This is a genomic window from Arthrobacter castelli DSM 16402, from assembly GCF_000430705.1.
GTDB lineage: Bacteria > Actinomycetota > Actinomycetes > Actinomycetales > Micrococcaceae > Arthrobacter_C > Arthrobacter_C castelli.
In genome coordinates, this window is record NZ_AUMN01000008.1 from 147,005 (window position 1) to 169,832 (window position 22,828).

Below are 22,828 nucleotides of genomic sequence, written 5' to 3' on the forward strand. Positions count from 1 at the left end.
GTGTACCACTTTACAAGCCTCAGCTAGTGTTTAGCTCATGGCTACATGGGAGTATGCAACAGTACCGCTGATCACACACGCAACGAAGCAGATTCTCGACCAATGGGGAGAGGACGGCTGGGAACTCGTCCAGGTCGTGCCGGGCCCCGAGGGGAGTACCAATCTGGTTGCCTACATGAAGAGGGAGAAAGGCTGATATGACGGCACCTGACCCGGGCGACGGGTCCACGCAACCCCAGGCAGACGACACCGGGGCGGCCTCCGCCGTCGAGCGCCGGCTGCACGACCGGGGCATCGTGTTGCCTCAAGTTCCCGCGCCGGTGGCCGCGTATGTGCCGGCCCTGGTGTCGGGCCATTACATCTACACCTCCGGCCAGCTCCCGTTCGTCAAAGGCGAACTGCCGGCCAAGGGAAAGGTGGGAGCCGAGGTGACCGCCGAAACAGCCAAGCAGTTGGCTGCCACGTGTGCAGTCAACGCCCTGGCGGCGGTCAAGACCCAGCTCGGCGACTTGGACCGGATCCGCCGGGTCGTCAAGGTGGTTGGTTTTGTCGCTTCGGATCCGGGCTTCACCGGTCAGCCGGGTGTGATTAATGGCGCATCCGAATTGCTGGGCGACATGCTGGGCGAGGCAGGAGTTCATGCCCGTTCGGCGGTGGGTGTTGCCGTGCTTCCGATGGATTCTCCGGTCGAGGTGGAGCTGATTGTCGAGTACGACTAAGCGCTATTTTCCGCTGGCCGAAGAGCAGCATGGGGCGGCGCAGTCCTGGCTGGAATTTGGTGAGCGGATCCCGCGGAAGGCGCGTCTGGCGTCTTCGGTGGCGCTGTTGCGGGACAGCCCCAACGGGTTGGAAACGTATCTGACGTACCGCTCGTCCAGCTCCCCGCTGGGCACCGTCGGGTTTCCCGGAGGCAGCGTTGAGGCCGGTGACGACGACGCCGTTGGCTGGCTGGGCCCGTCACCGGCCAAGTGGGCACAGATGCTGGGGGTCGGCGATCCACAGTTGGCCCGGCGGCATGTCGTCGCCGCCATCCGGGAAACCTTCGAGGAAAGCGGCGTGCTGCTGGCCGGCCCCGACATGGCAACGCTGGTGGAGAAAACCCAGTCGGCCAGCGACGACTGGATGCGCGACCGGGAAGCGGTCGCCGCCCAGGAACAATCCTTCGCAGCGATCATGAAACGCCGGGGATTGTGCCTGAGGACCGACTTGCTGAAGCCGCTGTCCCACTGGCTGAGCCCGGATTTTGCCCACCGCCGGTTCGATACCTACTACTTCACGGCCGCGGTGCCCCATAACCAGACCGCGTCGGTGTTGCGGAGCAAGGGCGTATGGGGCCGCTGGATGCCCCCCGCCACCGTGGTGGCCGAACGAGAGAAGACATCCCTGGGCGACGCCGTCGGTGATCCGTCCACCACCGGACGGACATTGTCCGCGCTGACGGTGCCCGCCACGGAGCTCATCCTGGAGAAGATGGCCACCGCACGCGGGTGTATCGCGTATCTGTCGCACAAACGCCCCATCCGGCTCTACCAGCCGGAACTGGTGGAGCGGGACGGGGCGATGCTGCTTGAAGTCGACGTGCCGACCGCCGCTGCGACGGAGGGCGCGCCGGCCCGGGAACGCTAGCGGGAGCGCTGGCGGAGCCGCTGGATGTCCAGAATCACCACGGCGCGGGCCTCCAGCCGGAGCCAGCCGCGCTGGACGAATTCGGCCAGCGCCTTGTTGACGGTCTCCCGGGAGGCGCCAACCAGTTGGGCCAGTTCCTCCTGGGTGAGCTCATGGGCCACCAGGATTCCGTCCGTGGCGGGCCGGCCAAAGCGGTCGGCCAGGTCCAGCAGTGCCTTGGCGACGCGGCCCGGCACATCCGAGAAGACCAGGTCCGCCAGTGACTCATTGGTGCGGCGCAGCCGGCGGGCCAGGGCCTGCAGCAGCTGGGCGGAGACCTCCGGCCGGGATTCGAGCACATTGCGCAGGTTCTCGTTCCTCAGTCCGGCCAGCCGGGTTTCCGAGACCGCCGTTGCCGTCGCATTGCGGGGGCTCGGGTCGAAGAGGGCCATTTCCCCGAAGAGCTCGCCCGGTCCGAGAATGGCGATGAGGTTCTCGCGCCCGTCCGGAGCAGTCCGGCCGACCTTAATCTTCCCGGAAACGATGAAATACAGTTGGTCGCCCTGGTCGCCCTCGCGGAAGACGGATGCCCCGCGGGACAGATCAACTTCGCTCAATTCATCGGTCAGGGCGGAAAAAACATCATCGCTCAAAGAAGCGAACAACGGTGCCCGGCGCAGTACCTCGATATCCATATAATCTCCTGTGTCGTGTGTGGCGCTAACGCCCAGTCTGCCGCATTTCCGCGCCCTGTGGCACTTCCCACACCGGGCGGTTCCCTGTAATCGTGTCGATTCCGGGCGCTAACGTCAACATTTCAGTGTCCATCATCGCACTCAAGTGCCGCCCGCTGCAGACACGGAACCGAACAGCCGTTCGAGGCGTTGGACCAATTGTCACCGGGCGGGCCATCGAACGCCATAGAATTGCAGGAACCGATCGATACCGCCGCCGCTAGTGTTTGGAGACCGCCGTGGACGGGTTCACCATCCTGGATGCGCTGCTCGTCCTGGTCCTGATCTGCTATCTGGTCTATGGGCTGCGCAGCGGCTTTGTTGTCAGCCTCGGCGGCATCATCGGCTTCGTTGCCGGTGCCGTCCTGGGGTTCATGGCAGTGCCGGTGATCAGCGACTGGATTCCCGATCACGGATGGCGGCTGACTGCTGTCATCGCGGCAGCGGTGGTGCTGATTGTCGCCGGACACGCCGTCGGCAGCGCGGCCGGCCGCGGCATACGCCGCTGGTTCAAATTCCCGCCATTGCGCGCCGTCGACCGGTTGCTCGGCGGCGTGGTGAACGTATTGGTCGCCACCTTGGTGATTTCCATGCTGGCGTTCAGCATCGGTTCCTTGGGGGCCCCGTTTGTCTCCCAGCAGATCGCCTCTTCCAAGGTCATCAGCACCATCGACCACCTCACCCCGGCACCGCTGAAGAGCGGTATGGCGCAGTTGCGTTCCCTGGCGGTCGAAGACGGAATTCCACGCATCGTTGAGAGCATGGGCCCGGCGGACCCGGCCCCCGTTCCGGACGCGAGCACCAATACGCCGGCACTCAATGAGGCAGCCAGGTCGGTGCTGAAAATCACCGGTACCGCCTTCCAGTGCGGGCAAAACCAGACCGGCTCCGGTTTCGTAGTCGCACCCGGGCGGGTGGTGACCAACGCCCACGTGGTGGCCGGGGTCCGCGAACCTGTGGTTCAGGTCCCCAACGGCAACGTGCTGCGCGCCCGGGTGGTTTCCTTTGATCCGGTGCGGGATCTCGCGGTGCTGGCCGTTGACGGACTCCAGGCAGCACCGCTTCAGCTGGGCACCACCGCACAGGAAGGTGATGTCGCCGCGTTCGCCGGATACCCGGCCGGTGGTCCGCTGGCCACACAGCCGGCAACTGTCCAGAGCGTCTCCACCACGATGGTGCAGAACATCTACGGCGCTGATCCGTCGCCGCTGCAGCTCTACCAGCTCGCAGCGAACGTGGAGCAAGGCAATTCCGGTGGCCCGCTGCTCGACGAGCAAGGCCGCGTGGTCGGTGTGGTCTTCGCCAAGTCGACCGCGGACGTTCCGGTGGGATATGCGCTGACACTCGAGGAACTGCGTCCGGTGGTCGAGGCTGCCCCATCCATGACCCAGACCGTGTCCTCGGGTCAGTGCACCCGCCAGGAATAGGCCGGTGTGCCGGATCAGTCCGGGCCGGATCAGTCCGGGTCAGGCCGGTCCGGTCCGGGTCAGTCCGCGGCGGCGGCAGGAGTGAGCGTGGCGGCCATCCAGTCCAGCGCCATCGCGTAGCCCTGGACACCCGCACCGGCGATCACCACGTCGGCGACGGCCGAGACATAGGAATGGTGGCGGAACTCTTCGCGGCGGTGGATATTGCTCAGGTGCACCTCCACCACCGGCAGTTCGACGCCGGCCAGCGCATCCGGAATGGCAACCGAGGTATGGCTGTAAGCGGCCGGGTTGATGATGATGCCGGATGCGGTCCCGCGCGCGTCGTGGATGGCATCAATCAGGCTGCCTTCGTGGTTGCTCTGCACGCAGCGCGCCTCCAAACCACGCTGTTCCGCCGTCCGGGCGCACAACTGCTCGATGTCCGCCAGCGTCTTCGTGCCGTAAATGCCAGGTTCACGGGTGCCGAGCAGGTTCAGATTGGGTCCGTTGAGCACCAGGATGGTGCCCAACGGACCAACGGGGGCTGAACTCATTACTTTTTGAGCCCCTCAGTAATCTGATTCATCACGCTGGTGTCGGCCAGCGTGGAGACGTCCCCGACTTCCCGGTTCTCCGCCACATCCTTGAGCAGCCGCCGCATGATCTTGCCGGAACGGGTCTTCGGCAGCTCGGAGACGATGAGCACCTGCCGGGGCTTGGCGATCGGGCCGATCTCCCGGCCCACATGATTGCGCAGGTCGGCGACAATTTCGGAGGTGTCGGCGCCCTCGGCGGTGAATTTCTTTGCGTCTTCACCGCGGAGAATGACGAAGGCGACGACGGCCTGCCCGGTGGTTTCGTCGTTGGCACCCACCACGGCGGACTCGGCCACCGCGGCGTGGGAGACCAGTGCGGATTCGATTTCCGTCGTCGACAACCGGTGCCCGGAGATATTCATCACGTCATCCACGCGGCCGAGCAGCCAGATGTCGCCGTCTTCGTCCCGCTTGGCCCCGTCGCCGGCGAAATACATGCCTTCGAACCGTGACCAATAGGTGTCCTTGTACCGTTGCGGGTCCCCCCAGATGCCGCGCAGCATGGCCGGCCACGGTTCCCTGATCACCAGGTAGCCGCCCGACCCGTTGGGTACTGACTGTCCCGACTCATCCACGACGTCGGCATTGATGCCCGGCAGCGCAGCCTGTGCTGCGCCCGGCTTCGCCTCGGTGACTCCCGGCAGCGGAGAAATCATGATGGCGCCGGTTTCGGTCTGCCACCAGGTGTCGACGACCGGGGTCCGGCCCGAGCCAATCACCTTGCGGTACCACATCCAGGCCTCGGGATTGATGGGTTCGCCCACCGAGCCGAGGACGCGCAGCGATGAAAGGTCGTACTTGGCCGGGATGTCGTCGCCCCACTTCATCATGGTGCGGATGGCTGTAGGGGCGGCGTACAGGATGGAAACCTTGTACTTCTCCACGATTTCCCACCAGCGGCCCCGGTGCGGTGTGTCAGGGGTGCCTTCGTACATCACAACGCTGGCGCCATTGAGCAGGGGACCGTAGGTGATGTAGCTGTGGCCGGTGACCCAGCCGATATCGGCGGCGCACCAGTAGACGTCCTGCTCGGGCTTCAGGTCGAAGACGGTCTTGTGGGTGAAAGCGGTCTGGGTGAGGTAGCCGCCGGTGGTGTGCAGGATGCCCTTCGGCTTGCCGGTGGTGCCCGAGGTGTACAGGATGTACAGCGGATGCTCGGAATCATGTCCGACGGCGGTGTGGTCCTTGCCGGCCTTGGCGACAGTGTCGTGCCACCACAGGTCACGGCCCTCGGTCCAATCGACCGGTTCCTCATTGCGCTGGACCACCAGAACATGCTCGATGGTGGACTTGCCGTCGGAGAGAGCCTCATCGACAGCCGGCTTGAGCGAACTGGGATTGCCCCGCCGGTAGGTGCCGTCCGCGGTGACGACCAGCTTGGCCTCAGCGTCGTCGATCCTGTTCCGCAGCGCGTCCGAGGAGAACCCGCCAAAGACAACGGAATGGACGGCGCCGATGCGGGCGCAGGCCAGCATTGAAACCACGGCTTCGGGAATCATCGGCAGGTAGATCGCCACCCGGTCGCCCTTGCCCACGCCCAGTGACTCGAATGCGTTGGCGGCCTGCTTCACCAGGTCGGTCAACTCAGCGTAGGTGATTTGGCGGACGTCGCCTGGCTCTCCCTCGAAGTTGATCGCCACCCGGTCGCCGTTGCCGGCCTCCACATGCCGATCCAGCGCATTGTAGGCGGCATTGACCTTGCCGCCGACAAACCATTTGGCGAACGGTGCCTCGGACCAATCCAGTGTCTGCTCGAAATCTTTCTCCCAGGTGAGCATCTCCCTCGCCTGGCGCGCCCAGAATTCGGTTCCGGCGGACTCGGCTTCTGCGTAGAGGGACGGTTTCGCCACGGCGTTGGCGGCGAACTGGTCACTGGGGGGAAACTGGCGGCCCTCATGCAGCAGGTTCTCGAGTGCTTCCCCGTCCGCCTGTTGCGGCGCTGACTTTTCTTCAGCCATCTCTGTACCTCTCATGATTTGTCATTGGTCTGTTGGTCTGTGATTTCCATTAACCATGCCGACCAGCAGCGTGGCGCGGCTCACTCCCACACTATCGCCCCGGCCGCTTGAGCGTGTGGCTCATCACGGCAGATGAATTCAACGGTGCCATTTCTGCGCCGAATGGCATAGCGGCGGGCGCAAAAGAGAAGGGCGGGAAAGTCAGGCGTAAAAAGACGCGCCACTGATAGCTTGGCTACAAACGCACCGTGGGGTTTACTAACGCCGACGCGCTTGCCCAAGCGCGAAAAGCATCCGCTTGGGCGCCCCCTCGCGCTAGGCTGGACGGCAGGACATTGTGCCGGCGTCGGCGGCGGACGCAGCCGACGGCGATAAAGGAGACCAAGGTGACCGAACATCAAGCGGACCGGGCCACTGACCCTCAAGCGGGGCAGGAGCATGAGCCGGCTTCCGATGCCCCTGCGGCCGGGCCGGAACACTGGCACCCGGAGCATGTCGACGCGGGGGACCGCCCGCAGGCTTATGCCGGCCCCTTCACCCGCCGCGACGTCTTTGTGATGGGGTCCGTGGCGCTGATGCTTATCGGCAGCCTCGTCCCGTTCAGCATCGGACCGGATTACTACACCAATCTGTGGAACTCCTCGTCGCTGTTCTTCCTCGGCTTGGGCATCGTGCTGCCGCTGGTGGTGGCCGGGCTGTTTATGGCCCGCCGGGTAACGGGATCCCATCCCAGGATCGGTTCGCTGTCGGTCGACCAGTTCGGTTCCGTCATAGCGCTGTTCGCCGCGGCCTACTTCTTCATCGTCACCGCCTCCGCCTTCGGCCTGGCTCCGCTGCTGGCCCTGATCGGCGCCCTGGCGCTGGTGGCGTCGACGACGCTGGCACCGCATCTGCCGGTATTCTCCGGTGACTTCGCCGGACGTTCCGAGGCACCGGCGCATCTGATGGCACGTGCTTCGGCCACGCCTGCCCCGAAGCCGCCTAAGCCGGAGTATCCTGACAACGGGCAGCGCCCGGACGAGGCTGGATATGGCCAGTACGCAGCAGCCCAGGAACCGGGCAGCTTCGGCGCCGGATCCATAGGCCGCGGCTTCGGCGGCGGCCATGCGGTGGACCAGGGTGACGAACCTGACCGTCGGGCGGAAGCCGGAGACGGCTCCTACGACTACAGCTACCAGAGCCGCGACGGCGGAGAAGACGACTACCTCGGCGGCTATCCGGACCAGGACAGCGGCAGCGACACCGGCAGCGCCTACCCGGAGCGGAACGAAGCCTGGGCCGACCCCGCCCCGTCCGACGCGGGGCCGGACGACTCCGGTCGGAATGAGTCCGGACAGGGCCAGTGGTCCTCCACCGGAACTGCCGCGTTCCCGGCTGTGGGATACGACAGCGAGAGTACGGGCGCCGCACAGCACGGCCGCGGCACCACACAGCACGGCCGGGCTGATTCCTTCGGCGCCACTCGTGAGACCTACTACGACGAACACGACGACGAATATGGCGAGGAAGAGGCCTACGATGCCTTCTGGTTCGCCGTCGGGCAGCCGCGCGAGATTGTGGACGAGAACACCGGCGCTGCCGAGTTCGTCATTGAACCGGGAGCCTGGGTGCTGGCCCTGCAGGACCGGGGCGATGAGTTCCTGGTCCAGCACACCGACGGCCGGGTAGGGGTGCTCCGGGACCTGTCCAATATCGAACGGGCATGACGGTGCGGATATGGCCCTGAAGCGCCCCGCAGCCCGGCCCGCCACCCGGGGACGGGAGGAAACGCCGCTGGCGCTCAAGCGGCGTGCACGGAAGATTAACCGGGTGTTGGCCGAAGAGTACCCCTATTCGGTGGCGGAGCTGGACTTCGACAATGCCTATCAGCTGGTGGTGGCCACGGTGCTCTCGGCGCAGACCACCGATGTGCGCGTCAACATGACCACGCCGACCCTGTTTGCCAAGTATCCGGATGCCACCGCACTGGCGGAGGCGAATGAAGCCGAACTGCAGGAGCTCATCCGCCCCACCGGGTTCTTCCGTTCCAAGGCGACCAACCTGATGGCGCTGGCCACCCGCATCGTCGATGAATACGACGGCCAGGTGCCCGAGACCTTGGACGATCTGGTGACGCTGCCCGGCGTCGGACGCAAGACCGCGAATGTGGTGCTGGGCAACGCCTTCGGCGTCCCCGGCATTTCTGTCGACACCCATTTCGGGCGGCTTGCGCGCCGCTTCGGCTGGACTGGCTCCACTGACCCCGTGCAGGTTGAAGCCGACGTCGGGGCATTGATCGAGCCGTCCGAATGGACCATGTTGTCGCACCGGGTGATCTTCCACGGGCGCCGGGTGTGCCACGCGAAGAAACCGGCGTGCGGAGCCTGCCCCGTCGCACAATGGTGTCCTTCTTATGGCGAGGGCGAAGTCGACCCCGACCAGGCGCGCACATTGCTCAAGTACGAGCTGGCGCCCGGACGGGAGGGGCTGCTTGAACAGATGCGGGCAGGGCATACCCGCGCCCAGCTCCGCGCCGCCGGGCATGACCTGGCCCCATGAGCCGGCCGCAAGGACACCAACCGGAGGCCGTCGACGCCAGGGGCGATCTGCTGGCCTTGGCCGAGGCAGCCCGCACCGGCGGGCTGCCGCATGCCGACGAGACCTGGCGTCGTCTGAGGCTGGATTCGGCAACCGCCCGGCCGGCAGCCGTGCTGATCCTGTTCGGGGTGCTCGACGACATCCCCTCGCATACTGCGCCCCGGCCCGGCCAACGGGTTCCCGACGACCTCGATGTGCTGCTGGTCGAACGGGCCGGCGGCCTGGAGGACCACCCCGGCCAGGTCTCATTTCCCGGTGGTGGCATCGACGCCGGTGATGATGGCGCCGAAGCTGCGGCGCTGCGCGAGGGGGTGGAGGAAACCGGCCTGGAGCCGGCCGGCGTCGACGTCCTTGGAACCTTGCCGCAGGTCGGGCTGCCGGTCAGCAATTTTTTGGTCACCCCGGTGCTGGCGTGGTGGGCTGCCCCCTCGCCGGTCGCCGTCGTCGACTACGCCGAATCGGCGCAGGTGTTCCGGGTGCCGGTGAGGGACCTGCTGGATCCGGCGAACCGCCACACCGCCGTGGTCGCCCGGGACGGCGAAACCTTCCGCAGCCCGTGCTTCACCGTCAATGGCGTGATCGTCTGGGGGTTCACCGCGATGGTGCTGTCCGGCCTGTTCGATCAGCTGGGGTGGACGATTCCCTGGGACGAGGGGCGGGAAATCCCGGCGCCGCTGTAGTGGCCGCTGTAGTCATTCCGTATCCGCGTATGACTCCACCGTCATGACCTGAACCGCGAATTCGATCGGGATTTCGCCGAACATCAGCCGGGTCGCGGCGGCGGCCGCCTCCTTCACATGACCGGCGGCTTCGTCGGCACGGGCGGCCGGTGCATGCACCACCACCTCATCGTGCAGGAAGAACACCAGTTCCCCGGCAGCCGATTCGTCGGGTGAGTCGGCGCGCGAGGCGCGCAGCCGGCGTCGTAATTCCGCCAGCCAGCACAGGGCCCATTCCGCCGCGGTCGCCTGCACGACGAAATTGCGGGTGAAGCGGCCCCGGGTGCGGGCCATGTTGTCGGCGCGCTGCTGTTCAGCCGCCGACGTCGTCATTTGGGAAGCCCGCCAGCTGTTCGAGGGCTCGGGGCTGCTGCGGCCGAGGAAGGAGCTGACCGTGCCGCCGGCCTGTCCGGTTTGTGCCGCATGTTCCACGAAACCAACCGCGGCGGGATACATTCGCGCCAGCTGCGGCATCAGCCGGCCGGATTCGCCCGTCGTCGACCCATACATGGCACCCAGCACCGCGACCTTGGCCGAGGCCCGCTCCCCAAATCCCTGCGCTGAGATGCCGGCATAGAGGTCCTGCCCACGTGCCGCGGCTGCCAACTGGTCGTCCCGGGCCAGCGCAGCCAGCACCCGTGGTTCCAGCTGCGCGGCGTCGGCGACCACCAGCCGGTGCCCCGGATCCGCGCGGGCGGCGCTGCGGACCACCTTGGGTATCTGCAGCGCCCCACCGCCGCGCGAGGCCCAACGACCGGTCACGACGCCGCCCACAATGTATTCGGGACGGAAACGGCCCCGATGCACCCAGGCGTCGAGCCAGGCCCAGCCATTGGCGGCAAACAGGCGCGACAGCTTCTTATACAGCAGCAGCGGTTCGATGGCGGGGTGCTGCTGGCGTTCCAGCTCCCACTGCCGGGTCGTCTTCACCTCTATTCCGGCACGGTGCAGTGCCCGCATCAGCTCCTGGGGCGAGTCCGGATTGAACCCCGGTGCGTTGAGGAGATCCCGCAACTGGACGGCCAGCTGCTCGAGCTTCTCCGGCCTCGATTCGCCCGCCGGACGGGGGCCGAGGGCTTCGGCCAGGATCTGTTCGTGGATATCGACCCTCCAGGGCAGTCCGGCATGCTGCATCTCGGCGGCAACGAGCGCCCCTGCCGATTCGGCCGCCACCAGCAATTGGGTCCGTGAACGCCGGCTGGAGGTCTGCACCGCTTCCAACTGGTCCCTCAGCCTGCCGGCCAGCTCTTCGGCGCCGGCCCCCGGAGGAGGGGCTTGTTCGAACAGCGAGTATTGGTCCTTCGGAGCCGGAACTGCAGGCTTGGCCAGGTCCCGGTCCGTCTCCAGGGCTTCGGGGTGCTGTGCTGTGTTGTGGGCTGCCCAGCGGGAGCCGGAGGTGAACTCAGATGCGGCGAGAATGGCTCCGGCCAGCGACAGGTCGTGGCAGCGCTCGATAGTGACGCCGTGAGCGAGCAGCTCCGGATACCACTGCCGGGTCTCCTCGAAGACCCAACGGGGCCGCTGCTGCTCATATTGGCGCACGATGGCGGGCAGCTGGCTGTGGTGGACGTTGATGGGTTTGCCTGCCGCGGAGCCATCGTCGTTGAGCGGGAGCAGGCAGGTGTCCGGGGCTGCTGAGTCCCCGGCGGGGTCGACGATGCTGGCGGGGTCGACGGTGCCGTGCGGCAAGCGGCCGAGGATCAGGTACATGGTTCCATTCTCTCCGACGCGCCCTCTGCGACGCGCCGCGCTGCTGTCCTCCACAACGGATCATTGCGGCAGCTTGTCCACATCCGCGCCGCCGGGCCTGTCGCAGGGCACGGACCAGGCAGCATTGTTGTCCCATGCGACACTCGAACCAGCGCCGTTCCGGTCGGTCCCACCGCCGGGCATCGGCAACCTCGGCAACCTCGGCAACTGCGGCACGCCCGGCGGGAGTTCCGGCGGGACGGGCGGGGATGCCCCTGGGACCGGCGGCGAATACGGCCCGGGCGTGGACACCGGAGCAACACGGGCCGCAGGTGGCCCTGGTCACCGCCTCTGACTTACTGCGCGAGGAGGTGCGCAGGATCGCACTTGCGGCTTCCGTCCAGCTGCGCACCGCCTCCACTGTCCAGGAACTGGGGACCGGTCCGGCTCTGCCGGACACCATCCTCGTGGGCAGCGATATTTCGGAAAACCATGTGCGGCGCGGCACGTCATCCATCTTGATCGGGCTGGCCGGTGAAGGCGACGCCCTGTGGGAGCAGGCGGCACAGTTGGGCGCGGAACGGGTCGCCGTGCTGCCCGAAGCCGCGGGATGGCTTGCCGAGTACCTCACTACCTTGGACGGGCACGAGCCGGCGCACCATGTGCTTGGAGTCATCGGCGGCTGCGGCGGGGCAGGCGCCTCGACCTTGGCGTGCTGGCTGGCCGCTGCAGCCGGCGAACGCGGCAATCGCGTGCTGTTGGTGGATGCTGAGCCGCTCGGCGGCGGATTGGACGTGGCGTTGGGGGCCGAGCAGACGGCGGGAATCCGCTGGGAGGATATGCATGCAGCGCGGGGCAGCATTAATCCGTCCCAGCTGCACAGTTCGCTGCCCGAAACCGGCGGGTTTTCGCTGTTGTCCCACCGTGCCGGAGAGGCTGCCGACCCGCAGGCGGCTGCCTCGGCGCCGTTGCCGCTTGAAGTCAGCGACGAGGTCTTCGCCGCGGCCCGGCGCGGTTACGACCTCACAGTGGTCGATGTCGGACGGGGCGAGGGTGGACTGGAGGCGGCTGAACTAGCGTGTGACAGCCTCATCATGGTGGTGCCGGCCCAGGTGCGTGCAGCAGCCGCCGCACGGCAGTTGCGGTTCCGTTTCCAGCATCAAGGCATCTCGCTGGTGGTCCGCGGACCGTTGCGGGCCGGAGCGGACGCACAATTGGTGGCGGATTCGGTGGGGATTGAGTTGTCGGCGTATTGGAAGTCGATGCGCGGTCTTCCTGCCGCGGCTGAAAACGGCCAGTTGCTCGAATTCGCGGCCCGTCGCGGCGTGCGCCGCATGACAACAACTCTGCTGGATGAGCTTCCGGGGCAGGACTGGCAGGGGGCGGCATGAACCGGCCGCGCGACCGAGCGGCACGGCATCGCGGGAGCGCCTCGTTCGCCGGTGGGGAGCCGGCCGGCGATGACCGGTTGGTCTCCGCGGTGCGCGAATCCGTGATGTCGGAGGCAGGGCCGGTGACCGCCTCCCGGGTGGCCGAAGCCGTCCAGTCCACCGGCCGGTTGCTGGGAACGGCCGGCACTTTGGACGCCGTGGAGAGGATCCGGGCCGAGCTGGCTGGACTCGGTCCGCTGCAGCCGCTGGTGAAGGATCCGGCGGTCACCGATATCTTTGTCAATGGTGCCGATTCGGTCTGGGTGGACCGGGGCGCGGGCGCCGAACCCGCTGAAACGGCGTTTGCCAATGAATCGCAGGTCAGGGCGCTGGCAACCCGCCTGGTGGCGGCGGGCGGACGACGGCTCGATGACGGTTCACCGTGCGCAGACGTCCGGCTGGACGGCGGTTACCGGATCCATGCCGTGCTGCCTCCCATCTCGACGGCGGGCGTGCTGCTTTCGGTCAGGATCGGGCGCACGGAGGTTTTCAGCCTTCAGGAGCTGACCGCGGCAGGAACCCTGAGCCCGGGCATGGCGGCGTTACTGGAGAGCATCATCGCGGGGCGGTTGAACTTCCTGATCAGCGGGGCGACCGGCTCCGGCAAGACGACGCTGTTGTCCTCAATGCTCAGCCTGTGCGGCACCACCGACCGCCTGGTGCTGATCGAGGATGCTGCCGAGCTCAATCCGGTCCACTCGCATGTTGTGGGGATGCAGAGTCGCCACGGGAACCTTGAAGGCACCGGCATCGTGGATCTGGCCGAGCTGGTGCGGCAGGCGTTGCGGATGCGCCCGGACCGGCTGATTGTTGGCGAATGCCGGGGAGCAGAGGTCCGCGAACTGTTGACCGCTATGAACACCGGGCATTCGGGCGGCGGTGGCACCATCCACGCCAACACCGCTTCATCCGTTCCGGCCCGGCTCGCCGCCCTGGGGGCCTTGGCAGGCATGAGCCGGGAGACGGTGGGTCTGCAAACGCTCAGCGCGGTGGATGCGATCATCCATGTGGAGCGGTCCAGCGCAGGCCGAAGGATCGGCGAGGTGGCCGTGCTTGACGACGACGGCAACGGTGGCGTCGTTGTCCGAAAGGCCGCGGTGGCCGGGGATGGGAACGAGTTGGTGCGCGCCGGCGCGTGGGAGGACTTGCAGGCCAGGATCGGGCGGGTGGCATGACGACAGCGTTGTTGACCACGATGCTGCTGGCGATCGCGTGCGCGCTGTTGTTGGGTTCGGGTCCTTTGCACCGATTTGCGCCCCGGCCGGCTCCCGACGGCGAGCCAATTCACCGGCGTATCACCCGCCGCAGCCGGCGGCAGAGAGGCCAGGGCTCCGGTCTTCGTGCTGCCGTCCGCCGCCTCGCTGGTGCGTGGCTGCCTGCGGCGCCGGCATCGGGCGACGCCGATCCGTGGCTGATGCCCATGCTGGTTCACCAGCTGGCCTCGCTGCTCGAAGCGGGACGATCACCGCAGGTGGTGTGGGCGGAGGCTGCGGCCTCTTACGTCCGCTACCGGGAATCCGCCGGTGATGCGAAGGCCGGATCGTTCGATCCGGACACGGACCGGCTTTTGGCGGTGTTGCGTGCGGCGGACCGCTCGGCTGCCTTGGGCCACGGCGTCGCTCCGGTGCTGCGCAGCTATGGCAGGGACGCGGTACCGGGCAAGAGCAGGGGCGGCCCCCGGGAACGCAGAATGTCGCGCATCTGGGCCGATCTGGCGGCCTGCTGGGATGTGGCCGAACTCAGTGGTGCACCGCTGTCACGATTGTTAAGCCGCTACGCGGGTGCGCTGGAGGCGGAGCTCGATGCCGACGCCGCACGGCAAACAGCCCTGGCCGGCCCACGTGCGACGGTCAAGCTGTTGGCCTGGCTTCCGGTGTTCGGCCTCGGACTGGGACTACTGATGGGCGTTGACCCGGTGGGAATCCTGTTCGGCACGCCGGTTGGGCTCGCCGCGTTCGCCGCCGGCACCGTGCTGATGGTGGCCGGCCGCTTCTGGTCACATCGGATGGTGGCCGCTGCCGAGGAGCTTTCGTGATGCCATGGCTGACGGCACCGGCGATGATGACCATGACAATAGTGTTGCTGCTGGGCCTGGCCGCCCTTCTCCTGATACGCCAGCGCGACCGGTGGCGGGAGCTGGAGGTTGCGGCACAGCCATCCGATCACGATGCACGTGGTCAATCCATGGATCGGACGCCGCAGCAGGCAACCGACGTCCTGGACGCGCCTGTGCTGCTGGAACTGGCCGCAGCCATGCTCGATGCGGGAGCTTCGCTCGAACACGCGTTGGAAGTCCTCGGCGAAGTAAGCGGCGGGCGGGCCGGCAACAGCTTACGCACGGTGGTCTCCGCGTTGCGTCTGGGCGCAAGTTGGAACCAAGCCTGGGAAGCTGCACGTGCGACCGGTCCTCAACTAGTGCTCGCTCAACTCCAGAGCGCGTTGAGTTTTGCCGCTGCGACCGGTGCGCCGTCGTCGGCCTTGTTGTCGGCTCAGGCCCAACAATTGCGACGGCGCAGCCACAGGGAAGCTGAGCAGCGGGCGGCGGCACTGGGCGTGAAGCTGGTGCTGCCCATGGGGACATGTTCCCTTCCCGCCTTCGTGTGCATTGGAGTCCTGCCCGTATTGCTGGCCCTGCTGCCGGCCCTGGGGTAGGGAGTTGACCTCCACAAGCAGGGCAGGTGTCCATGTCATCCACTTACGGCATCGCGGCTCTGTTTTCGTGATCCGCCGGGCGGCAAGCTCTAATCAACCGCTGGTTCTGGCGGTCATGAACGAGAGGAAAAAGGATGTCACTGTCATATCGAAAAGCACGCACCGTCGGACCGGCCCCGGGACCGGACAGCCGTACGGCGGGTCCGGGCCGCGCCACTGCATACCGCCTGGTCGCCTCCGGCGAGGCGGCGCCGCTGGGTGCTGCGGCAGCTTCAACTGCCGAGCCGGAACCGGTATTCGGAACACCGGACGAGGCCGTCCATGAGCCCGGTGACACCGTCCGCAGTCGCTGGGACAACGTCGTCGAACTGTTCCCCGGGGCATCAGTTCCGGCGGCAAAGCAGGGCCGTCGGGACTGGGTGAGCAGGTTCAGGTACGCGGAAGCCGGAATGGCTACGGCTGAGTATGCCATCGCAACGCTCGCCGCCGTGGGCTTCGCCGGATTGCTGGTGGTTATCCTCCGAAGCGATGAGGTCAGGGGCTTTCTGATGACCATCATCGAGCAGGCCCTGACACTGGGCTGAGGAGCCGACTGATGCGCAAGCACCGGACATCTCAGGTCGGCAGCGTCACGGCCGAATTGGCGGTGACGCTGCCTGCCCTGACCGCCATACTGGCACTGTTGCTCGTGGGCGCGGTGGTTGGAGTGACCCAGCTGCGGCTTGAGGAAGCTGCCCGGGCCGGGGCCCGGGCAGCGGCCCGGGGCGAACCTGCCACAGTCGTTGTTTCCACCGCTCAGCGAATCGCCGGTCCGGGCGCTGACGTGGACGTCGCCGAATCCGGTCGTTGGGCCCGCGTGCGGGTGAGCGGAACGGTTGAGGGACCGCTGGCGGACTTGGTCTCCTGGCCATTGGTCGCTGACGCGGCCGCCAAACGTGAGACGTCCTGGAGCGCACCGGGCGGTTCAACCCCGGGCGGTTCAATCCCGCCCGATGAAGTCGCCCCGCCCGGCGAATCCATCTCGTCCAACGTCGCTGCTGCGCAACTGCGGCCGCAGGGGCCGGCCGGTCCGTTGAGGGGAAACACCTCCTGATGAACACCGATTCGGCGGAGCGCGGATCAGGAACGGTGCTCGGCGCCGCACTTGCCCTGGTCCTGATCACCCTGTTGGCCGCATTAATGATGGTGGTGCAGGCGGCTGTGGGCGCGGGACGGACCGCTGCGGCAGCAGATTTGGCGGCGCTCGCAGCGGCCGATGCGGCCCGGGGCCTTACCACGGGGGATCCATGCTCGATTGCGCGTACTGTCACAGCGAAGAACGACGTCGAGCTCATCGAGTGCAACGTGGTGAATGGTGTCATCGTCGACATCACAACCGGCCTTCAACTCCCTCCTCCCTGGGGCCGGGCCACCGGCCGGTCCCGGGCCGGGCCGCCACCGGAGGGACGCGGGCTTCCACCTCAGCTGGAATGAACTATACCGTTGGAAACGCACCGCATGGGAGATGGGACCGGGCATGGAGACTGAGGCATGACGGAGTGGGACGAAATTACCGGCGGCATCGGGGTGGTCCTCGGCGGTGATCAGCGCGCGGGAAGGCGCTGTTGATATGCGGCATGAGACACGTCTGATCTGGTCCCCGGTCTTGCTTAATCAGTCCTAATCTAATCGGCTCGTGTTTCCCACCAGAGGCAGAAAGCGCTGGATCCGGCCTGGACCAGGTATAGCCACCATGGAGTGGTGCCGGAGATCAAGGTAGCGAGGGCAGGCAACATAGCGAGGACCGCGAAGTCCGGTCCGCGCGTGAAGCTGGTTTCGACGCCCGCGGGCATCAGCATGTAGCGGGAGCTACCACCCAGCGTTGTCCAGTCGGGGCTGGGCTGAAACGCGCCGCGAATGGCTGCTCCAGCCAATCCGAGGCCGGCCAGCAGACCAAGCACCGGCAGTTCAAAGTTACCCGGTCCCATGACGGCGAGCAGGCCGAAAGAAATCAGCCCCCATACGGTCAGGCAGACGACGGGAACCACGGCATGTGCTCGCCGTGTCTGAACCGGAGTCAGTGGCAGCACACCGTCCAGCACTGGCTTATCGGCATGGGCGCGGGCAACGACCGCGCTGGTGGATGCAGCCGTCCAGCCACAGAGCAATAATACGGCGGCCATGACGACGGCGCTGCCCACACCGGTGATGCAACCAACGGCGGCCGGGGCCAGTGCCAACAGCAAAACGTTGCGTACTTTCCCCGGCGCGCGGAGGAAGGCCACGAGGTCGGCTCGAACCAACACAGCGAAGGCCGACGCAGGTCGTTGTCCGGAGAGTCGGAATCTCCGGCTCGTTGCATCAGACTTCAGCGCGTGTCTCATCTCCCTGAAGTCACCAAAATAGAACGCTCCGGCGGTATGTCCAGATATGCCGCCGCTGGCGGTCAGTTCGGAGTTCGACAGCCGGTTGAGCAATATGGACATGGCACAGACGCCCGCTAGGACCGCTCCGACAGCAACCCATACCGGCCACATCGCGCCATGGACCACAACCAGCGGCCAGCCGGAGGGAAGCAGCAGCAGAACCTGGGTTGGTATCCCGCCTAGAATTTCATCGCGCAGACTGTCGGCTGTCAGCAGAGGCAACAGCAGGACCAGCAGGCCCGCGATAATGACGACGCCAGCGACACGGGCAGCAGCATTCTTGCAGCCGGCGACCTGCACCAACGCCGCCACCAGGAAAACGGCTGTCCCCATGGCAGCTGCCGTAGCGCTGCCCAGCAGGACGGAGCCCATGCCATGGACAGGCCCGGCCAGCGCGGCGATGGGCGCAAAAACAAGGCCAACCGCGGCTGCGGTCTTGACCATCTTGCCTGTTGCGGGCAGGGCCAGGGCCCTGCGGCGGTCGATCGGCAGCCTTAACCACCAGTAGCCTTGAGCGGCGGTGGCCGACACCGGGCCGAGACGTAGCAACAGTGCGAACCCGCCTGCGGCCACCATCAATAGGACGATGGCCAGAGCAGTCTGTGTGGGAACCTGTGCGAACCGGTCTGAGACGACCGGCCTGGTCAGTACCGATCCTGGGGTGACCAGAAGTTCTTCACGAATGCCGTGGAGCAGGCCGCCGGCGTAGGCAAGCACCACAACTGCCCCCAGCAAAGCCTGGTAGACGCCGGCAAAGACGCTCCATCGGCTCTCGACGGGGTGCCGTGCCGCGGCCACACGGGAAAACGACGATGGATTGAAGCGGACACTTCGCTCGGTCTCGGCTGAGGTTGGAACCCCCTTCACCCGGAAATCACCTCGGCGGCGCGTTCGGGTGCCACGAAAGCCATATCGTCGTCATCCAACAGCACGCAACGATCTGCAACGGCAGAGAGCAACAGTGGGTCATGGGTTGCCAGCAGGATGCCCGCCCCCGCTGTGCCACTCTGGACTAGTCGCTCGGCCAAGCGGCGGCGCATCGTCTGGTCGAGTCGCTGTTCCGGTTCATCCAGCACCAGAAGTGTGAAAGGGCGCACGAAGGCCGAGGCGAGCAGGAGCCGTCGTCGTTGGCCGGAGGAGAGCGAGTGGGGAAAAGCTTCGCCGTGGCTGGTCAGTCCGAAGAATTCGAGTTCATTGTCGACGGCGGAGGACGCATCCTCGCGCCCGTGTCCGAGTGCGGTCGTCAACAGATGCTCGCCGGCGGTCAAGGCGGGGAAAAAAGCGTCATCGTCGAAGACGGCGGCTACGCTGCGACGGTAGCGCAGACTGCGTTCATCCACCGATGCGCCGTCCATTTGGACAGTGCCTCCGACGGGTTTCTGACGGCCGCTGAGTGTCCTTAAGAGTGTGGACTTGCCACTCCCATTCGCTCCGGCCAGGGCCAGCGCCTTCCCTGACTGCAGTTCAACACTGAGCACGCCACACACCGCGGTGCCGTCATAGCCAGCCAGCAGCGCATCGGATTCCAACAGCGGAGCGTGGCGCTGAGGCGTCGATCCCATGTTTCCCCTGGTCCTTCTTGCATACCTGTCTCTGCCTTTTAGCCTAACCCGAAGTCAGGGTGGTTCCGGCGCGGAGGAGTCGGCCGGGAAATCGAGGTGAATGTCTTGGAAAGCGGCTTCACCGTGGAAGGGGAGGAAATTTCCGACGACGACGCTTCTGTCGAGGTCGTGCGCAAGCTGGAAGGCTGAAGTGCAGACCGGGCTCAGGAATCCGCCGGCCGCATGCCGATGATGACCGTGGCTTCAAGCTCCTGCGAAAAGACGGTCCGCGGAAGCAGACCACCGGCGGCGAACAACTCCGCCACAACGGGCGCCTGGTCGTCGCTGGCCTCAACGAGCAGGTGCCCGCCCGGGGCCAGCCACTGCGCTGCCCGGGCGGCCACCCGCCGCTGCACCTCAAGCCCGTCCGGGCCGCCGTCGAGCGTGACCTGCGGCTCATGCAGCCGGGCCTCCGGGGGCATCATCCCGATGCTGCTGGTGGGTACGTAAGGGGTGTTGCACAGCAAGGTCCGGATACCGCCGCGCAGGGAATCGGGCAGCGGTTCGAAGAGGTCACCCTCATAGACCCATCCGCCCAGGGGTGCCACGTTGCGGCGTGCGCAGCCGACCGCGACAGATTCGATATCGGCCGCATGAAGTTCGATGCTACCCACCGCCTCGCTCAGCGCCACGCCCAAGGCGCCGCAGCCGCAGCACAGGTCCACCACAACGTCGCCCGGCGACGTCAACTGAGCGGCCGTGTGGACGAGGAACTCCGTGCGGCGACGGGGGACGAATACCCCATCCTCAACGGCAATCCGCAGCCCGCAAAACTCGACCCATTCGAGAATGTGCTCCAACGGATATCCGGCCGTCCGAGCCTCGATCATCCGGGCGAGCTCGATGGTGCCGGCACCGGAGCCGAGAAGCAGTCGCGCCTCCTCTTCGGCGAAAACACAGCCCGCAGCGCGAAGTCTGCGCACGGTGGTCATCTCCGAGATATCGGGTGGGACTTGCGGCACGGCGGCGTCCTAAGTTTTTCGGTTCAGATCGTCTAGAGCGGGCGTGCCGCAGCCAACAGGACGTTGAGCAGCTTCACGGCTGCGTCCTTATCGAGCGGGCTGTTCCGGTTGCCGCACTTGGGTGACTGCACGCAGGAGGGACAACCGGAGTCGCATTCGCAGGCCAGGATGGCATCACGGGTCGCCGCCAGCCAGACATCGGCCGCTTCAAACCCCCGTTCGGCGAAACCCGCCCCGCCGGCGTGGCCGTCGTAGACAAAGATAGTGGGCTTTTCGGTGTCCGCGTGCAGCGCCGTCGATACTCCGCCGACATCCCAGCGGTCGCTGGTGGCAACCAGAGGCAGCAGTCCAATGGCGGCGTGTTCGGCGGCGTGCAGGGCGCCGGGGATATCGGGTTCCGTGACCCCGCCAGTAGTCAGCGACGGTGAGTCGGTGACGAACCAGACGGCCTTGGTGAACAGATCCCTGGCAGGCAGGTCCAAGGGCTCTTCGCCCAGAACCTCATTGGACATCAGCGCCTTGCGCTGGAAGGAGACGACCTGGGTGGTCACCTTGACGTCGCCGAAATGGACCGTCACATCGCCCCAGGTGGTGCTGATCAGCGATTCGACGATTTCAATCTGCGTCACGTCCCGTGCGCTCGTGTAGTAGTCCGGGTTGGCCCGGCGGACGACGGCGCAATGGTCTTGTTCGTTCAGGTCGTCGACAACGTAGGACAAGCCTTGATGCACATACACCGCCCCGGTGTGCGCCTGGTATTGGCATTGGGGTGAATCAATGGTGCCCAGCAGCGTCCCGGTGTCGGCTTCGACGATGTTGACAGGTCCTCCTCCTTCGCCCCGCAGGCTGACCAGGGAGGCCGCGCTTTGGCTGTGAGTCCAGAACCAGCCGGCGGGGCGGCGTCGGAGCATCCCGTCGGCCGTCAACCGGTCCAGTACGGCGGCGGCCGTGACGCCGAACATCTGCAGCTCATTGGCACCGAGCGGCAGTTCCGCCGCTGCGGCACACAAGTGCGGCCCGAGGACATAGGGGTTCGACGGGTCGAAGACCGTCGCTTCCACTTCGAGGTCGAAGATCGATTCCGGATGGTGCACCAGATAGGTGTCCAGCGGGTCGTCGCTGGCGATGAATGCGGCGACCGAGCCCTGGCCGGAGCGGCCCGCGCGCCCGATCTGCTGGAACAGGGACGCTCGGGTCCCGGGCCAGCCGGCCACCAGCACGGCGTCGAGCCCGGAGATATCGATGCCCAGCTCGAGGGCGGATGTGCTTGAGATTCCCAGCAGTTCCCCGCTGCGCAGGTGCTGTTCGAGCTCACGGCGTTCTTCGGGCAGGTACCCGGAGCGGTAGGCGGCGATCCGGCCGGGAAGGGAAGGGTCGACGTCGTCGAGCATCCTTTTAGTGATGCTGGAGATGGTCTCCGCTCCGCGCCGGGACTTAATGAATGCGATGGTGCGCACGCGGGCGCTGACCAGGTTCGCCAGCAGATCGGAGGTCTCGGCAATGACCGAACGGCGTTCGGGGGCTCCGTTCTCCCCCTGGTGCCCGCTCAGCAGCGGCTCCCACATGGCCACGGTGGTGGAGCCATGCGGCGAAGAGTCTTCGGTCACCGCCCGGGTGTCGCCGCCGATCAGCCGCCCGAACGATTTCTGCGGATCGGACGAGGTGGCCGACGCACCGATGAACACCGGATCGCTGCCGTAGTAGGCGCAGATCCGGCGCAAGCGGCGCAGCAGGTTGGCTACGTGCGATCCGAACACGCCGCGGTAACTGTGCGCCTCGTCGATGATCACATACCGAAGGCGACGGAAGAACCGTGCCCAACGGACGTGGTTGGGCAGCACGCCGAAGTGCAGCATGTCCGGATTGGCCAGCACCAGGTTTGCGTAATCGCGCACCCACCGGCGCTCGCTGATGTCCGTGTCACCGTCGTAGGTGGCCGCCCGGACGGTGGGTAACGCGAATGCTTCGATGGCGGTGAGCTGGTCCGCTGCCAGCGCCTTGGTCGGGGCCAGGTACAGCGCGGCGGCCTCATCGCTGCCGGTGCCGCTGCCCGTGCCGGCCGCGGTGCCGGCCTGGCCCTCCCGGTCGTTCCGCTCTTGAAGGCCGCTCCGGTGGATGGCATCAAGCGCGGGCAGCTGATACGCCAAGGATTTGCCCGAAGCCGTTCCGGTGGCGATGATCGTGTGGTTGCCCTGATGGGCGAGATCGGCCGCCTCCACCTGGTGTTTCCACGGCTCCTGCACCCCGAGGCGGGAAAAGGACTCGACGACGTCGGCGTGCGCCCATTGCGGCCACCCGGCCCCAACGGCGTCCCGGGCTGCGATCTCGTGCACAGACAAAAGCTGTTCCGGCTCCGGGCCGGCGCCCAGCAACGGAATCAGGGAATCATGAAGTGCCACGAGCCCATTTTGCCACCTGCGCATGCACGTGACGTCACACGAGTGTCCCGCTGCGTCGGCACACGGCACCCTTAACGGCTGACGGGTACGCT

At 66.4% G+C, this 22,828-nt stretch carries 22 protein-coding genes; 14 read left to right on the forward strand and 8 right to left on the reverse strand.

From position 1 onward, the window contains the following. Positions 1-37 precede the first annotated feature (37 nt). The 3 genes from sp36 to H535_RS0110775 are packed head-to-tail and all read left to right on the forward strand — an operon-like array spanning position 38 to position 1,626. Positions 38-196 (forward strand): Sp36 family protein, encoded by a 159-nt coding sequence (gene sp36 / locus H535_RS28395; protein WP_081416595.1) that lies wholly within the window; start codon positions 38-40, stop codon positions 194-196. A 1-nt stretch (position 197) separates the two neighbouring features. Further along, positions 198-719, forward strand: a complete 522-nt coding sequence (locus H535_RS0110770) for a RidA family protein (protein ID WP_081416596.1) — start codon at positions 198-200, stop codon at positions 717-719. Next, on the forward strand, positions 703-1,626 hold the full coding sequence (locus H535_RS0110775; protein WP_026819552.1) for an NUDIX hydrolase: 924 nt from the start codon (positions 703-705) through the stop codon (positions 1,624-1,626). Before H535_RS0110770 ends, H535_RS0110775 begins: the two co-directional genes overlap by 17 nt. Here the strand turns inward: H535_RS0110775 and H535_RS0110780 are convergent. After that, on the reverse strand, positions 1,623-2,300 hold the full coding sequence (locus H535_RS0110780) for a Crp/Fnr family transcriptional regulator (RefSeq protein WP_026819553.1): 678 nt from the start codon (positions 2,298-2,300) through the stop codon (positions 1,623-1,625). The genes H535_RS0110775 and H535_RS0110780 overlap by 4 nt on opposite strands. Before the next feature lie 278 nt (positions 2,301-2,578). Between H535_RS0110780 and H535_RS0110785 the strand changes: the two genes are divergently transcribed. After that, positions 2,579-3,766, forward strand: a complete 1,188-nt coding sequence (locus tag H535_RS0110785; protein ID WP_026819554.1) for a MarP family serine protease — start codon at positions 2,579-2,581, stop codon at positions 3,764-3,766. A 59-nt stretch (positions 3,767-3,825) separates the two neighbouring features. Here H535_RS0110785 and aroQ read toward each other — a convergent pair whose 3' ends face one another. Continuing rightward, positions 3,826-4,302, reverse strand: a complete 477-nt coding sequence (aroQ, locus tag H535_RS0110790) for a type II 3-dehydroquinate dehydratase (protein ID WP_026819555.1) — start codon at positions 4,300-4,302, stop codon at positions 3,826-3,828. Continuing rightward, positions 4,302-6,302, reverse strand: coding sequence for an acetate--CoA ligase (acs, locus tag H535_RS0110795; protein ID WP_026819556.1), 2,001 nt, complete (start codon positions 6,300-6,302; stop codon positions 4,302-4,304). The genes aroQ and acs overlap by 1 nt, the downstream gene beginning before the upstream one ends. A 386-nt stretch (positions 6,303-6,688) precedes the next feature. On the opposite strand from acs, the gene H535_RS24835 reads away from it, so the two are divergent. Genes H535_RS24835 through H535_RS0110810 form a run of 3 tightly spaced genes read left to right on the forward strand, consistent with a single transcriptional unit; the run spans position 6,689 to position 9,559 of the window. Next, positions 6,689-8,008: a hypothetical protein gene (locus H535_RS24835; protein ID WP_051299027.1), complete on the forward strand. Its 1,320-nt coding sequence runs from the start codon at positions 6,689-6,691 to the stop codon at positions 8,006-8,008. A 10-nt stretch (positions 8,009-8,018) separates the two neighbouring features. Beyond that, the gene (nth, locus tag H535_RS0110805) at positions 8,019-8,840 is read left to right on the forward strand and encodes an endonuclease III (protein WP_051299029.1); all 822 of its coding nucleotides are present in this window, start codon (positions 8,019-8,021) and stop codon (positions 8,838-8,840) included. Next, entirely contained in the window at positions 8,837-9,559 is a 723-nt protein-coding gene (locus H535_RS0110810) for an NUDIX hydrolase (protein WP_081416597.1), read from the forward strand. The genes nth and H535_RS0110810 overlap by 4 nt, the downstream gene beginning before the upstream one ends. A 12-nt stretch (positions 9,560-9,571) precedes the next feature. Here the strand turns inward: H535_RS0110810 and H535_RS0110815 are convergent, their stop codons facing one another. After that, a complete protein-coding gene (locus H535_RS0110815) occupies positions 9,572-11,308 on the reverse strand; it encodes a bifunctional 3'-5' exonuclease/DNA polymerase (RefSeq protein ID WP_026819559.1) in 1,737 nt (578 codons plus the stop codon). 134 nt (positions 11,309-11,442) lie between these two features. Here H535_RS0110815 and ssd point away from each other — a divergent pair, with 134 nt between their 5' ends. The 7 genes from ssd (at position 11,443) to H535_RS0110850 (ending at position 16,842) form a co-directional block, all read left to right on the forward strand. Next, positions 11,443-12,678 (forward strand): septum site-determining protein Ssd, encoded by a 1,236-nt coding sequence (gene ssd, locus H535_RS0110820; protein ID WP_081416598.1) that lies wholly within the window; start codon positions 11,443-11,445, stop codon positions 12,676-12,678. After that, entirely contained in the window at positions 12,675-13,892 is a 1,218-nt protein-coding gene (locus H535_RS24845; protein ID WP_081416599.1) for a TadA family conjugal transfer-associated ATPase, read from the forward strand. Before ssd ends, H535_RS24845 begins: the two co-directional genes overlap by 4 nt. Next, positions 13,889-14,752 (forward strand): type II secretion system F family protein, encoded by an 864-nt coding sequence (locus tag H535_RS0110830; RefSeq protein ID WP_051299031.1) that lies wholly within the window; start codon positions 13,889-13,891, stop codon positions 14,750-14,752. The genes H535_RS24845 and H535_RS0110830 overlap by 4 nt, the downstream gene beginning before the upstream one ends. Next, positions 14,752-15,369 carry a type II secretion system F family protein gene (locus tag H535_RS0110835; protein WP_155838656.1) on the forward strand — a complete coding sequence of 206 codons (618 nt, stop codon included), beginning with the start codon at positions 14,752-14,754 and terminating at the stop codon, positions 15,367-15,369. Before H535_RS0110830 ends, H535_RS0110835 begins: the two co-directional genes overlap by 1 nt. 134 nt (positions 15,370-15,503) lie before the next feature. Then, positions 15,504-15,953, forward strand: coding sequence for a DUF4244 domain-containing protein (locus H535_RS29925; RefSeq protein WP_035769159.1), 450 nt, complete (start codon positions 15,504-15,506; stop codon positions 15,951-15,953). Between the two features lie 11 nt (positions 15,954-15,964). Then, complete coding sequence (locus tag H535_RS29630; protein WP_211236576.1) at positions 15,965-16,462, forward strand: TadE family type IV pilus minor pilin; 498 nt, start codon at positions 15,965-15,967, stop codon at positions 16,460-16,462. Continuing rightward, the gene (locus H535_RS0110850) at positions 16,462-16,842 is read left to right on the forward strand and encodes an Rv3654c family TadE-like protein (protein ID WP_035769162.1); all 381 of its coding nucleotides are present in this window, start codon (positions 16,462-16,464) and stop codon (positions 16,840-16,842) included. The genes H535_RS29630 and H535_RS0110850 overlap by 1 nt, the downstream gene beginning before the upstream one ends. A gap of 191 nt (positions 16,843-17,033) precedes the next feature. Here the strand turns inward: H535_RS0110850 and H535_RS0110855 are convergent, their stop codons facing one another. The 4 genes from H535_RS0110855 to H535_RS0110875 form a co-directional block, all read right to left on the reverse strand. Further along, positions 17,034-18,641 carry a DUF6297 family protein gene (locus H535_RS0110855; protein WP_026819564.1) on the reverse strand — a complete coding sequence of 536 codons (1,608 nt, stop codon included), beginning with the start codon at positions 18,639-18,641 and terminating at the stop codon, positions 17,034-17,036. Continuing rightward, positions 18,638-19,336, reverse strand: a complete 699-nt coding sequence (locus H535_RS0110860) for an ABC transporter ATP-binding protein (RefSeq protein ID WP_026819565.1) — start codon at positions 19,334-19,336, stop codon at positions 18,638-18,640. Before H535_RS0110860 ends, H535_RS0110855 begins: the two co-directional genes overlap by 4 nt. 203 nt (positions 19,337-19,539) lie before the next feature. Then, a complete protein-coding gene (locus H535_RS0110870) occupies positions 19,540-20,337 on the reverse strand; it encodes a putative protein N(5)-glutamine methyltransferase (protein WP_026819566.1) in 798 nt (265 codons plus the stop codon). A gap of 32 nt (positions 20,338-20,369) precedes the next feature. After that, positions 20,370-22,736 (reverse strand): DEAD/DEAH box helicase, encoded by a 2,367-nt coding sequence (locus H535_RS0110875; protein WP_026819567.1) that lies wholly within the window; start codon positions 22,734-22,736, stop codon positions 20,370-20,372. Between the last annotated feature and the right edge of the window lie 92 nt (positions 22,737-22,828).